The sequence below is a fragment of the Azospirillum griseum genome, assembly GCF_003966125.1.
Lineage (GTDB): Bacteria > Pseudomonadota > Alphaproteobacteria > Azospirillales > Azospirillaceae > Azospirillum > Azospirillum griseum.
The window spans coordinates 198,832-212,190 of sequence record NZ_RXMA01000007.1; the positions used below are offsets into that span (position 1 = coordinate 198,832).

The 13,359-nt window shown below is 64.7% G+C and carries 13 protein-coding genes; all 13 read right to left on the reverse strand.

The features are described 5' to 3' along the window. Positions 1-56: 56 nt before the first annotated feature. Positions 57-752, reverse strand: a complete 696-nt coding sequence (locus EJ903_RS10155; RefSeq protein ID WP_126614725.1) for a transglutaminase-like domain-containing protein — start codon at positions 750-752, stop codon at positions 57-59. A gap of 13 nt (positions 753-765) precedes the next feature. After that, positions 766-2,046 (reverse strand): HAMP domain-containing sensor histidine kinase, encoded by a 1,281-nt coding sequence (locus tag EJ903_RS10160; protein WP_158627911.1) that lies wholly within the window; start codon positions 2,044-2,046, stop codon positions 766-768. A gap of 26 nt (positions 2,047-2,072) precedes the next feature. After that, on the reverse strand, positions 2,073-2,837 hold the full coding sequence (locus EJ903_RS10165; protein WP_126614729.1) for a response regulator transcription factor: 765 nt from the start codon (positions 2,835-2,837) through the stop codon (positions 2,073-2,075). Between the two features lie 81 nt (positions 2,838-2,918). Continuing rightward, on the reverse strand, positions 2,919-4,454 hold the full coding sequence (locus tag EJ903_RS10170; RefSeq protein ID WP_126614731.1) for a hypothetical protein: 1,536 nt from the start codon (positions 4,452-4,454) through the stop codon (positions 2,919-2,921). Between the two features lies 1 nt (position 4,455). Next, positions 4,456-5,268: an outer membrane lipoprotein-sorting protein gene (locus tag EJ903_RS10175; protein WP_126614733.1), complete on the reverse strand. Its 813-nt coding sequence runs from the start codon at positions 5,266-5,268 to the stop codon at positions 4,456-4,458. Between the two features lie 13 nt (positions 5,269-5,281). After that, a complete protein-coding gene (locus EJ903_RS10180; protein WP_126614735.1) occupies positions 5,282-6,658 on the reverse strand; it encodes an ABC transporter permease in 1,377 nt (458 codons plus the stop codon). Beyond that, on the reverse strand, positions 6,655-7,365 hold the full coding sequence (locus tag EJ903_RS10185; RefSeq protein WP_210211416.1) for an ABC transporter ATP-binding protein: 711 nt from the start codon (positions 7,363-7,365) through the stop codon (positions 6,655-6,657). Before EJ903_RS10185 ends, EJ903_RS10180 begins: the two co-directional genes overlap by 4 nt. A gap of 235 nt (positions 7,366-7,600) precedes the next feature. Next, entirely contained in the window at positions 7,601-8,740 is a 1,140-nt protein-coding gene (locus tag EJ903_RS10190; protein ID WP_126614737.1) for an acyl-CoA dehydrogenase family protein, read from the reverse strand. A gap of 123 nt (positions 8,741-8,863) precedes the next feature. After that, positions 8,864-9,238 carry an ectoine synthase gene (locus EJ903_RS10195; RefSeq protein WP_126614739.1) on the reverse strand — a complete coding sequence of 125 codons (375 nt, stop codon included), beginning with the start codon at positions 9,236-9,238 and terminating at the stop codon, positions 8,864-8,866. A gap of 21 nt (positions 9,239-9,259) precedes the next feature. Further along, positions 9,260-10,102, reverse strand: coding sequence for an AfsA-related hotdog domain-containing protein (locus EJ903_RS10200; RefSeq protein ID WP_126614741.1), 843 nt, complete (start codon positions 10,100-10,102; stop codon positions 9,260-9,262). Continuing rightward, entirely contained in the window at positions 10,099-10,917 is an 819-nt protein-coding gene (gene trpA / locus EJ903_RS10205; RefSeq protein WP_126614743.1) for a tryptophan synthase subunit alpha, read from the reverse strand. The genes EJ903_RS10200 and trpA overlap by 4 nt, the downstream gene beginning before the upstream one ends. Next, positions 10,914-12,284, reverse strand: a complete 1,371-nt coding sequence (locus tag EJ903_RS10210) for an FAD-dependent oxidoreductase (protein ID WP_158627912.1) — start codon at positions 12,282-12,284, stop codon at positions 10,914-10,916. The genes trpA and EJ903_RS10210 overlap by 4 nt, the downstream gene beginning before the upstream one ends. Beyond that, the gene (locus tag EJ903_RS10215) at positions 12,277-13,356 is read right to left on the reverse strand and encodes an anthranilate phosphoribosyltransferase (RefSeq protein WP_126614746.1); all 1,080 of its coding nucleotides are present in this window, start codon (positions 13,354-13,356) and stop codon (positions 12,277-12,279) included. The genes EJ903_RS10210 and EJ903_RS10215 overlap by 8 nt, the downstream gene beginning before the upstream one ends. Between the last annotated feature and the right edge of the window lie 3 nt (positions 13,357-13,359).

The window sequence follows — 13,359 nt, forward strand, 5'->3', positions numbered from 1 at the left end:
GCAACCATCGGTTTGCGGCCCTGTTCCATGCGCCGGGCAGCCGATCCGGAGGCTGGCTACGAGATCGCGCAGCCATCCGCCCGTTCCGCCACGGTGGCGTCGGCGATCAGCGAGCCGCTGCGGAACCGGTTGCGTGTTCCGAACAGATTCGGGTGCGCCGCGCGCAGGCCGTCGATGACGGCGTCATAGGGAAAGTCATCAAAATCGCCGTGGATGCGGATGAATTCCATGAACTTATGTCCATTGTCGTCGTAGGGGTGATGCAGGCTGTCGGATTTCCCGTCAAACTCCAAAGGCTTCATGCCATAGAGCTGGCACAGCTTTCTGTTGAACACGGGTGTCGCCTTCACCCATCGCCCGCCGATGAACACCGACACGAGACAATGATAATGGAAAACATCACCACCGACGAACTGACGCAGTCGGTCAGAGGTGAGGTGGTTGCGCACGTCCGTCAGGACAAGTCGGCTTGGGATGCCAACGGAACGGACGGCGGCGGCGTAAACGATGGATTTGTGGATGCACAGGCCGCTGCCCGCCGCGATGATGGCGCTGGCCCGCAGGCCCGCCCGTGACATGTCCGCACCGTAAATCTCGTACAGGATATCGTCGCGCACCGCATAATAGAGTCGGATCGCTTTTTCTTCCGCCGTCAGGTCGTCCTGACGCAGGGCCTGTTCCACGAAACGGCGCACCACCGGTGACTGGTGGTCAAGAAAGCCGGTCGGACGGATCGTGTCTTCGAACACCATACCCTTCTCCCTGTCAGCGCAGCGTCGCGAAGGCGGTCGGCAAGGCGACCGTCACGGTCGTTCCCTGGTCCACCGTGCTGCGAATGGTGAGTTTGCCGTCATGGCTTTTTGTGATCGTGTCGCACAGATAGAGTCCCAGCCCGTACCCGCCCGATTTGCGTTGGCGTGATTCGTCCAGCCGCCAGAAAGGTTCGGTCATGTAGGGGATCTGCGAGTCCGGGATGCCGACCCCCTCGTCGGCGACCGAGAGGACCAGCGTGTCCGGGCTGCTCGTCGGCTGGGTCACTGTGACCGTGATCGGTCGGTCCCGCCCATAGCGGATCGCGTTTGAAATCAGGTTCTTCAGGAGAAGGCCGACGCTGAATCCATCGGCGTGGAAGGTGTCGTCCGCAGTGTCCAGCACCAGCGTCAGCTTGTCGTAATACTCCCGGAATTCATCGACGATCTCGCAGAAGAAGGCCTCGACGTCGATCTCCTCCCGCTTGATCTTTCCCTCGTGGGACTGCAGGCGTTCGGTCTGGAGAATGGTGTCGAGGATTTCCTCCAGATTGTTGATGTCGCGGGAGATTTCCCGGCGCAGATCATGATCGGCAATCAGATCCTTGCGCACCTTCAACCGGGCCAGGGGCGTGCGGACCTCGTGCGGGATGGCCAGCAGCATGTGCCGACGGGCCGCGTTCACATGCTCGAGGCGCTGGAGCATGCCGTTGAAGCTGTTGGCGAGATCGCGGAACTCGCCGTAGGTCTTGTCCAGGGGCACCCGGAAGGACAGGTTTCCATCATCCACGTTCTTGACCACCCGCTTGAAGACCGAAAAGGGCGAGGTCAGGTAACGGATGGCGACGACGTTGACGAGCAGGACCGTCAGAACCGTGGCGACGACCAGCCCAACCAGCGCCATCGCCTGGGTGGACAGCGAGCGGCCGAACTGGGGCAGCACGACCAGCGTGTTGCCATGGATCGCGGCAGCCATGTAGCGGTCGTGGAAAACGGTGATGGCGACACCATCGGGATCCCGGTGAATGCCGTCCAGAAGCGTTTCGAACGGCAGTTCGGTGTCGGTCGGAAGACGATCCAGGGGAAAGACCTCGAACCGCGCCCCGTCCAACCGGACCCGGCTCAACTCTTCCGGTTGGAAGCTGTTGACGACATAGCTGAACAATGTTTTCGACAGATACCGCCGTGGATGCTCGTCGGCGACCCGCTGCAGGGACGAAACCGAAACGAGCGCAACAACGATCGTCGACACCAGCGTGTTCAGCAGCAGCAGCGCGAACACGGAATAGGAGGTCATTTTACGAAACACGTCGCGCTCCAGGGTCATTCCGCCTGCGGTGTCTGGTCGGGCGGGGGGCTGGCCATCCTCATGCCGATCAGGCTGTAACCACGCCCGCGCACGGTTCGGATGAAGTCGGCCTTTGGGTTGACGGTGCGCAGCTTGTGCCGCAACCGGTAGACGATGGCGTCGATGCTGCGGGTGCAGATGCGGCTGATGCCCTGGAGCGAATAGATCAGATCGTCGCGGCTGAAGACCTGCCCCGGCTCCCGTGACAGGAACAGCAGAAGCTCATACTCCATGGAGGTCAGCACGACGTTCCGTCGGCCGACATGAACCCGCGCCTTCACCGGGTCGATGATCAGGTAGCTGTCGTCGAGTTGGAAGCAGATCAGCTCCTCGCTCTCGGGTTCGGCCACCGGAATCGGCTGGCTGCGTTCCCAAAAGCGCCGCCGCACCGCGTGGATGCGGGCAACCAGCTCGCGCGGTTCGAACGGTTTGGTGACGTAGTCGTCCGCCCCGGTCTCCAACCCGACCACGAGATCGGTGAGATCGGTGCGCGCGGTCAGCATGATGATGGGGATGCCCTTGTAGGCATCGGACGACATCCGAATCTGCCGACACAGCTCGAAGCCGTTGGTGTTGGGGAGCATCACGTCAAGCAGAAGCAGGTCGTAGTTTTCCTGCCGCAAACGCTGAAGCCCATCTTCGGGCGTGTGCGCCGCGTCGATGTCGATGCTGTAGGTCCTGAGCACCGGTTGCATCGCACACGCCAATTCGCTGTCGTCGTCGATCACCAGCACTTTCATGTGTGTTTCCCTTTCCGCCTGCCGATGCAGGGTTCACAAACCATGCGCAACGGCAGGTTAACCATGTCCAGACATCCAAACCTAGAATGTATAGGAAAGAGAAACCCTGCAACCGTAATCACTTGGAAGGCTTCCGTACACGCTCCTGTCCCGGCCCGTCGCGGTGAAGGCGGTGAACTTCAGCCGACCATCGACCAGGACCTTCACATCCACGTCGGCCTGGACCAGGGCGCTGCCGTCCTGGGGCGACACGAAGGCGATCGCGCCAAGATCCACGTCCGTCACCACGTCCTTGTAGGCGAAGCGGAAAAACAACTCGTGCTGGGACAGCGGCTCCTGAAGCCGCGACGCGGTGCCGCGCACGGCCCAAAGCGGCCCCGGGCGGGCGGCCCCCGACAGGCCGGCGTCGAACCACGCGTCCATCGCGCCCTTCGACAGGCCGGATTGGTTGTAATGGTATTCCGCTGTCAGGCTGACATCCTTGTTGCCGACGATTTCGGCGGGAAGGGACCAATTGGCCCCCACAGAGACCTGATGCAGAAGCCGACGTCGCCCCTTTGCGCCCAGGCGATCGGCAACGGACAGAGGCAACGGGACGAGCCGATGACTCTCGTCAACCAGCGAACGGCGGTGTTGGGCGAACCATTCAGCGAAAAGGACCAGGGTTTCCGACACGGCCCCGCTCACCTCGGCCCCCACCCCCGGCTGGCCCGGTTCATAGAAAGCGTTCACCGTGGTGGACAGATTCTGCGATCCCAGCGGCGTCAGCTTGGCGTACAGTGCGCTGCGCCCGTTCGTGCGGTTGAAACCCTGCCCGAAAACGCTGCGGTCGGACAGCCATGTGCCGGTGCTGCCGGCCATCGGCACGCGATAGCCCGTCACCAGAACGGCGTCCTCGTTGTGCCACACCCCTTGCAGCACGGCGGTTCCCAGCCGGTCCTCCCGCCGATCCGCCGTGTCAAAGCTGTCGGCAACGATTAGGCTGTCGGCCTTGAACCAGTCGGTCGGGTTGAATCCGGTCGCAACCCCGTTGCGCACGTTGATGCGCCCCGCCTCCACCGTCAGCCAGTCCGTCGCCTTCACGTCCACCGCGAGTTCCTGCAGATCAATGTGGCTGGCGGATCCAAAGCGGTAATCCTCGCCATCCTTGGCCTGCGTGCGCAGGCGCAGGTTCGCCAAAAGCCCGACGCGCTCGCTGACCGAATGGTGCCCGACCATCCGGAGGTCGAAGCGCTGGGTCCAGTCCGGCCCCTGTTCGCCGGTCGGCACCTGCGGATCGCGGTGGCCGTTCAACGACAGGATGGTGCCGGTCTGAAGCTGGAACGGCACCAGTGACCGGACGGAACCGGCCGATTGGGCCGGTTCCCTGCCCCCGGATCGCTCCCCCGCTCCAGTCGCACCTGTTCCTGTTGCGCCGGGGGGCAGGCTCGGCTCGGCGGTCGGGGCGGACCGCCGGGTGGGGGGAAAGGCATCCAGCGACGGCAAATCGGGCGGCACATCCGGTGGCAGGTCAGGGGCACCCGTCTGGGCACCCACCCCTTGCGTGGACCAGATCAGCGCCACCGCCAGGACGGACGCCGCCGCGAAACGGCGCAGACTGTTGCAGGAGCCAGGCATGTCACTGTTTCCGGAAGTGCGGCAGCCAGCTGTTGGAAAACCAGGATGGCGGCAGATCCTGCGGGCGGTAGTTGGACATCTTCATGACCGTGACCTTTTTCGGGTCGAAACCGTCGGCGATGATCACCTCGGTCGGCCGGGTTTCGCCCAGCACCGGTTCCCAGCCCCGATACCAGGCCACCTTCAGCAGGCGTCCGCTCTGCGCAAAGAACTGGCCCTTGAGCGGGCGGTGGTTGTTGCGGTCAACCCACAGGGTGATCGCGTGATACGGCGTGATCTCGCTTTGTGAGGCCAAGGTCAGGCGGTAGGCGGGACGGCTTTTGCGGTCCCCGTCGACAACCTCCTCCTCGCCCGCCAGTTCCACCGCGTAGTCCAGCGCGAAGTTGGCGGTGACAACATCGCCGTTGGACGCGTTGCCCAGCAGACGCTGGCGCGGGGACAGCCGCACGCTGGCCTTCGATGCGGGGTCGTAGAACCACAGGATGTTGCCGTTGCGCAGCAACAGCTTGCCTTCGTCGCGCACCGGTTGGTCGATGTGCACCAGCGACAGGAACTGCCCGTTCTCCGTCTCCTTGCGGGAATGGGTCGTGACCAGGGTGCTGTCGGTCTGTTGGTTGTTCTCATAGGCGGTCAGCGCGACATCGACGACGAAGGATGTCTGCGGGTTGCGGATGGCGTCGGCCTTGGCGAGGATGTCCACAGCCTTGAGGGGCGCGGCCATGGCGTTCCGGGCGAGCGGGAGACCGGCCACGCCGGCCACGCCGGCCAGAAGCGCCAGCGCCAGCCCGACGCGCGTCAGATTGGTGAGCGTCATGCGGTGCACTCCTTCAGGCATGATGCAGGGCCTGGACGATCGGGATGCGGACCGCCTTGGAGGCGGGCAGGATCGACGCCACAACCGTGACCAGCGCCAGGAACCCGACCGTTCCGCCCAGCAGAAGCAGGTTGTCCGCCACCATCAGTTCGATGGTCAGGGGGGCGGCGTTGCTGGGTGGGGTCCACTGGATGCCGACGCTGTTCAACAGCTTGGACACCACCACACCCAGCACCAGCGCCAACGTTGCCCCGAAAAGACCCAGCAGAAAGCTTTCGGCAAGGAACTGGCGGAACACGGCGGCGCGGTGGAAGCCGAGTGCCCGCACGGTGCCAACCTCGTTGATGCGCTCCATCACGTTCATGGTGACTGTGTTGATGATCGTGAAAACGATCACCACCGCCAGGACCAGCGACACCACGGCAAAAATGAACGAGAACATGGCGAAGACACGGTTGAAGGTGGGATCGACCTCGTTGAAGGTCAGGACCTCCATGTCCAGCCCTTTGGCCGCGAGCGTCTGGGCGATCAGCGCCTTGACGGCCTGGTTTTCGTTCGGCTCGCGCAACTGCACCAGCACAACGGTGGCCCGCTGGGCATCGCCGTACAGCAGTTTGCGCGCCTGCTCGAAGGGCAGCATGATCATGGCGTTGTCGACAGCCCGCGTCGCCTGGGTCTGGGCGGCGTTCACGAAGACGCTGACGATGTTGGGCGCTCCGCCCGAACCGGCGGCCAGCAGATCAAGGCGCGGGCGGGTGTCCCGGTTCTGCGAGGCTGGAAGATCGGCGGCGATCAGGTCGGAGAAGTCCGCCCCCTTTCCGGAGGGTGGAAGAACGCGCGCCGGGGGATCCTTGCATTCGGTCATGCGCAGCTCGTCGCACAGGCCGAGCATCCGGGCCATGCCGATGCCGACGATGGCGCCTTCCGGATCGTCGTCGCGCAGCGGCAGGTCGCCTTGGCGGATGCCCAGATTCCAACTGTCCCACCGACGCATGCGGCTGTAGTCCGACGGAACGACGCCTTTGCCGATGAAGGTCTTGCTGTTGTCCTCGCGCTGGTTGCCAGCGATGCCGCCCAGCATCACCTGCGGCGTGATGACCGCGACTTTGCTCCGCAGCTCTGGCACGGACAGGATGGTGTCAATCACCGTCGGGTAATGATCGATGGTGTAAGCGTTCGGATCGGCGGCGCCATAATCCTGGTAGCCGCGCTTGAAAATCTGGATGTGGCCCTGCTCCTGCACGATGGAGGTTTGCAGGCCGAACCAGATCGACGTGACGAAACCGCCGAACAGCAGGATGGCCAGGCCGCTGATGCCGATGGCGAAGACCGTCATCAGCGAGCGCCGGGCGTTCCGGAACAGGTTGCGGGTGGCGATTTGCCAGATCATGACAGCCTCTCCGTATGGTCGATCTGCCCGTCCACGATGCGCAGGAGACTGCCGGAGCCGTTGATCAGGTCGATGTCGTGGGTGCACAGAACAAAGGTTGTCTTCATCTCGTCCTGCATGCGCTGCATCAGGTCCACGATCTCGCCGGTTGTTCGGCTGTCCAGGTTGGCCGTCGGCTCGTCGGCGACGATGATCGACGGTTCACCGGCCAGCGCGCGGGCGATGGCCACACGCTGGCGCTGACCGCCGCTCAACTCGCCGGGGCGACGCTGCAGGAAGTCCTTGAGTCCAACCGCGTGCAGGTACTTTTCAGCGCGCTCGCGGCGGTCGCGCGGCGACAGGCCCCGGCGCAGCAGGATGTATTCGACATTTTCCAGCGCGTTCAACACCGGGATCAGGTTGAAGTTCTGGAAGATGTAACCGATGTGCCGCAACCGGAAGTCGGCGGCGGCGGAGTCCGACAGGTCGCCGACGCGGGTCCCGAGGATCGTGACCGAACCGTTGTCGGCCCGATCGATCACCCCCAGAAGATTCAGGAAGGTGGTTTTGCCGCTGCCGGACGGGCCGAAGATGTAACTGGTCTGCCCCTTGGGAATGCGGCAGCTTATGTTGCGCAGCGCCTGGAACTGGACCCGTCCGGTTGTGTAGGATTTCGACACGCCCGAGAACTCGGCAATGCACTCCTCCGGATTCGGTGTTTCGGCCAAGCCAACATCTTGCCCTGTTCGGCTGATCCGCTCCCGCACTGGGCTGTATGGTCCTATTTTCTCAAGGGAAGTCTTGCGTGGCATGGCGATGACCCGCATTCAATGTTTCGGATTTTCTCTGAGATCCATTAAATCACCGAAGCATGTATTATGGTGTTTTGTTGTGTGATGATTTGTTATTTTAAGTGCGCGCGCAGGGGCGGTGCCTATCACAGACCCGACAGACCCGACAGAGTCACAGGCCGAGCATCTTCGCGATGCGGTTTCGTTGAACCTCCGAGGTGCCGGAGTAGATCGTTCCCGCCGTGGCGTTGCGCAGATCCTTCTCCAGGCCGTATTCCGTCATGTAGCCATTGCCGCCGAAAATCTGCACGGCGTTCACCGCCGAAGCGAAATTGCTTTCGCTGGCCAGCAGCTTGGCGATGGCGATGTCCACCGTGACGTTTCCGTTGGCCAGGAAGCGCCGGGCCGTGCTGTACAGCCAATTGCGGGCGGTTTCCGTCCCGATCTTCATGTCCACGATCTTGTTGGCGACCGATTGGAACGACCCGATGGGCTGATTGAACTGACGGCGCGACCGGGCGTAGTCGACACAGCGTTCCATTCGATGCTGCATCTCGCCCACGTTTATGACAAACGAACACAGGATTTCCCACTTCATGACGTAATCGAGGATGGAAAAACCCAGGCCCGGCTTGCCGATCACGTTGCCCGCCGGAACCCGGCAATCGTCGAAGAACAGCTCGCACAGCGGCGAATTCCGCAGCCCCATCTTGTCGATCGGTTGCCCCACGGTGAGGCCGGGGGTCCCGCGCTCCACCACGAACGCGGTGACGCCCCAGGCACCAAGCGCGGGGTTGGTCCGCGCGTAGACGACAAACTGTTCCGCCACGGGACCGTTGCTGACGAAGGTCTTGCTGCCGTTCAGCCGGTAATGGTCGCCATCCGCCACGGCCTTGGTCTGCATGCTCATGGCGTCGGAACCGCTTCCGGACTCGGTGATGGCGTGCGCGCCGATCGCGGAACCGTCGCAGATGCGCGGCAGGAAGCGTTCCTTCAGCGGGCGCGAGCCGAAGCGCTGGATGGGAACGCCCGCGCTGACGATGTGCGTGGAGACCGAAAAATTGATCCCGCCGTTGCGGCAGCCATAGCCCAACGTTTCCAGCACGCCCATGGTGGTCAGCAAATCCTGCCCCATGCCGCCCCATTCCTCGTCAAAGGGCAGGCGCAGGATGCCGGACTGCCGGATCATCTCCCACTTTTCCCAGGAGAAGCCGCCCTGGCGGTCGAGGTCGATGTGATCGGCGCTGAGATCGGCGTGCCAGCGGGCAAAGGCTTCCTGCAGGCTGCGCTGCTCGTCATTCCATTCGATCATGGTTGTGTTCCGCATGCTGCCCCGGCTGACCGGTCGGCCGGACCGAAGGGGATTTGGCCGAAGGGGTTTGGCCGGGGCATGAAGTGCTGTGGCAATCGCCGGTGAGCAACCACCGGCGGGCGGTCAGTAGTGGGATGACTGGCCGTCGCCGAGGGTGTGCCGCTCGTCGCCCTTGAGCGCCGGTGTGAACATGCACACCAGACGCATGTCCACGTCCGGGTCGCCGATGAGATAGTGCGCATCGTGCTTGTCCAGCGCGTACATCACGCCTGGCTCAATGGGGTGGAGCGTTCCATCCATCGTCTCGACCGCGCCCCGGCCCTCGATGCAGTAGCAGGCCTCGAGGTGGTGCTTGTACTCCAGCAGCGACCGGGTTCCGGCGCGCACGATCGTGTCGGTCAGCGAATAGCCCATGCCATCGGATTGCAGCAGAAAGCGACGGCTGAGACCGGCCCCCCACTCGACCGTCTTGACATCGGAAAGATGGCGCAGAATCATGATGAATCCCTTTATTCGTTGTCAGATCACAATGGCGTCACAGAAAAAGTGACAAATGGAATCATCGTCTGACAGTATCGATGCCGTTCTTCTTAAGGATCGGTGATTGCGCGGGAAGAACCCTCCCTGATCGTGATCATCGAAGGTCACGGAAAGCGCGTTAGTGTCCGGCAGCGGATGCGGCAGAAACCCGCCGAGCTGCACCAGGATCTCGCGCGACGCCGGAATCACACCGGGCTTTGCACCGGCTTCCGCACGACTGACCCGGCAGAGCTGCAGAAAACACTCGGCCAGATAAACCGGGCGATACACCCCGTTGCGCGCGGCCGCCAGCGACGACGCGCTCCGCCCGGCGGCGGCCAGGGGCCAACACTCCCGCTCCCGCCGGTTGCCCAGAAACACATTCTCGGGGCGCAGCTTGCGCACGGCGGCCGGTGGCACCGGCGTGAAGGGCCGCAAGACCGCCGGGCTTTCGCGCGCATCCCCCGGATGAGCGGCCCGGTGGACAGCGCCATGGCCCACGAATTCGGCGCAGATCCGGCCCCGTTGCGACAGGGTGCAGCGGTGGGCACCGTCCGGTCCATCGTCCGTCACCTGGATGTCGAGCGGCAGATTGAGCGCCGCCAGAGCGCGGAACGCCACCTCGAAGCGGTTGAACCAAAAGCCGTTCCCGCCGTCCGGATCCGCCGCGCGCTCCACAGCGCCGAGGGCCATGTCCAGCAGCAGCAGTCCCGGCAGATGGCCGAGTGGGTGGTCAAAGTAAAACGGGTGGCTGGTGTCGGGAACGGCGCGGAAGCCGCCCGCACCGTCCAGGGATTCCAGCCGAAAGGCCGGAAGGGAGGCATGGTCGATCAGGGTGGTCATGGGATCGCTTCTCTGGGAAGGGCGGGGACGGAAGGCCGCAGCGCCTCGACACAGGCGAGCGCCTCGTCCACCGGATCGCGCCCATTGGCCTGAGCCTCCTCCATCCGGGCGACGAAGGCGCTGCCCACGATGGCGGCGTCCGCACCGACCGCGCGCAGCGCCTCCAGATGCGCGCGCTCCTTCACGCCGAATCCGACCGCGACGGGCGCGTTGCCAACCGCGCGCAACCGTTCAATCACTGGTGCCAGAGCCGCGAACCCCTGCGGCGGTGTGGTGCCCGTCCGCCCGTACTGCGCAACGAGATAGAGATAGGCGGTGGCGCGCCGCGCCGCCTCGTCCATCACAGCGGGGTCGGAAGAGGCGTAACAGGAGGTCACGACCGCCAGACCGGTCCGTTCCGCCGTCTCGCATAGGGTCGGGCCGAGCCGGGGCGGAAGCCCATGCACCAGAAGCGCGTCGGCCCCCGCGCCGGAAACCCGGTCGAGAAAGTCCGGCAACGGTCGGCTGCGGACCGTGTGGCCCCAGTCGGCGAACAGCGCGATCTTCAGGTGCCGCAATTGCGGGCGCAGCCGCGCCACAAAGGACAGAACCCCGTCGGGATCGGTGCCGTTGGCCAGCGCGCGGTCGGCGGAACGGCGGATCACCGGACCGTCGCTGACCGAGTCGGGAAAGGGGATTGCCAGCTCCAGGCAATCCACCCGCGCCGCGTCCAGCGCCAGCAGCAGCGGTTCCAGGATCTCCAGGGGCGGATCACCGGCGTTCAGGAACAGGGCAAGCCCGATGTCGCCCGCTGGTGACGCGAAGAAACCGGTCATGACGGCACCGCCAGCAGCGTGCGCATCGCCGCATCGTGCCCGCATGCGGATTCGGGATAAGCGTGGAGGCGGTGATAGCTGCCGATCTCCCCGGTCAGATGCCGGACCGCCGCCATGGCGGATTGCAGGCAACCTTCCATGTTGTGGCCGAACAGATAGTCCCCGGCGAACGCCAGGCCCCGGGTTCCGTCCAGCACCGACAGCAGACGCCGCCGCGATTCCGAGTAGTGGAAGCCGTAGGCGCACAGCCCGCCAAGATGCCGTTGCACATGCGCGTAACGCAGCCGCCCACGGATGGGGTGGATCCGGCGGAAGGCGTCCTGGGCGATGGACAGCAGCCGGTCGTCGTCCAACGTCAACAAGGGACGCGCCCGCCGCCCGGACAGGGTGAAGCGGACCGAATGGCGCTTGTGCATCCGGTTGGCCGAACAATGGCCCAGCGGACTCCCCGGATCGAACATGATCGAGTTCATCTCCGGCGTGAAAACATCCTCGTCATAGTCCGCATTGATCAGCGCCAGCGGGTGGTAGGGAATCGACGCCACGGCGTGCGCCGCCGCCGCCCCCAGTTCGAGAAAGACCGGCACGCGATGCAGCGGCGTGGCGACGACGACCCGCCCGGTGGGAATATGGAAGGGGGTGCCCCCGCAACGCCCTTCCACCCCGGTGACGCGACCGTTGTCGACGGCAATGCGGGTCACACGGTGCCCGGTGCGGACGTCGGTTCCCTGCGCCAGATGCTTGAACAGGACCGCCGTCGTTTCCGGCAGCGAATGGTGGCTTCCCTTGCCGAAAGAAGACAGCAGCAGCAGCAACGTGGCGAAGGAGAATTCGTCGGGTTCGGCCGCGCCCATGATGATGGTGAACATCCGCAACGGGCCTTCGGCGAGGATCGCCGGAACATGCGCGTTGACCGGGCGGGGGTCGTAACGCAGCTCATGGCGGCGGATGGCGTCGCCGAAATAGGTCAGCTCATCCCGCTCCCGCGCGGCGCGCTTCAACAGGCCGTTGAACCGCAGGACACCGCGCAGGCCGACGCTGCGGATCATGTTCAGACCATTGGTCAGTGTGGCCTTCTTGTCGAACGCGTGCAGCCGGTCCCGGATGACGATGTGGAAATTCGGATGCTGCCGGTCGAATGTCTGCGAATGGAAGCCGCGCAGAATGCCGTTGAACAGGGTCCAGTCCGACGCGAAGTTTTTTCCGCCGGTCTCAAACCATTCGCCGTTGTGGCAGACCGCGCCCGCCCGCCCGCCCAGACTTCCGGACTCCTCCAGCACGATGGGGGTCAGGCCCTGCAGCCGCGCGAAATGCGCGGCCCCCAGCCCGGCGATGCCGCCCCCGACGATGCAGACCACCTCATCCATGAACGGTTCTCCTTGACCACGGGGCCGCCGCCGCGCCGCGCGCCTGCGCGCGGATGTTCTCGACAAGGCGCAAAGCGTCGCCACGCGCCACGGCTGCGCGGGCGAGACGGATGCCCTCCTCCCAGCCATTGGCAACACCGGCGGCCAGCGCCAGGACGGCGGCGTTCAGACACACGGTGTCCACCGCCGCCGTTGGGGCATCCCCGGCAAGGACGGCCAGCGTGTGCGGCACGATGCCGGCGTCGTCTTGCGGCGGTCGCAGATCCTCCAGCGTGCCGCCCGCAAGTCCGAGCGCAGCGGGATCCAGCTCGACCGGATCCTGTCCTGCCCTGCCCGTCTCCGCGCCGTCCCGCAGGACGGTGTTGGGGGCGATGGCGACCAGCTCGTCCACGCCGAGGCCGTTCGTGCAGAACCAGAACCGGCGTTGCGGAGCATCCCCCGCCAATGCCCGGAACAGGGGAAGCAGCGCCGGATCGGACAGGCCGGTGACTTGGACCGCCACCGGCACGTCGGCCAGGAAGGGACCAAGCCGGTTGAAGCAGCGCCCCAGACGCTTCATGTCCAACGGCATCACGGCCTTGGCAAGCAGGGTCAACTCCGGTGGGTAGACGTAGGAACCGGCGAAGGCGATGCCGAACCGGTCCAGCATCTCCGCCGTCATGGCGGGCGATGTTGTCAGCGGAATTCCCAGCCGGTTCAGCAGGTCGATGGAGCCGCACCGGCTGGTGTAGGCGCGTGAACCGGTCTTGATGACCGTCACGCCCAGAGCGGCGGCGACGAAGGCCGCCGCCGTCGAAATGTTGAAGGTGGAAGGGCCGCCGCCGGTGCCGACGATGTTGACCGCGCGGACGGATGCCGGGGCTGGTGCCGCAGCGCACCGGCGTTCCGACAACGAGGCGAGCAAGGCCGCCAGCGTGCCAACGTCCGGCAGATGCGTTGACAGGGAGGCCAGGACGGCGGCGGCCTCCGCCGCCGACACGGTGCGCGCGTGCAGCCGGTCCCACAGGTCCCGCCACGCGGTGACGGACACCGGCCGGTCCCGAAGCAGCAGGGTGCCGACGAGGTCGCTCATCGT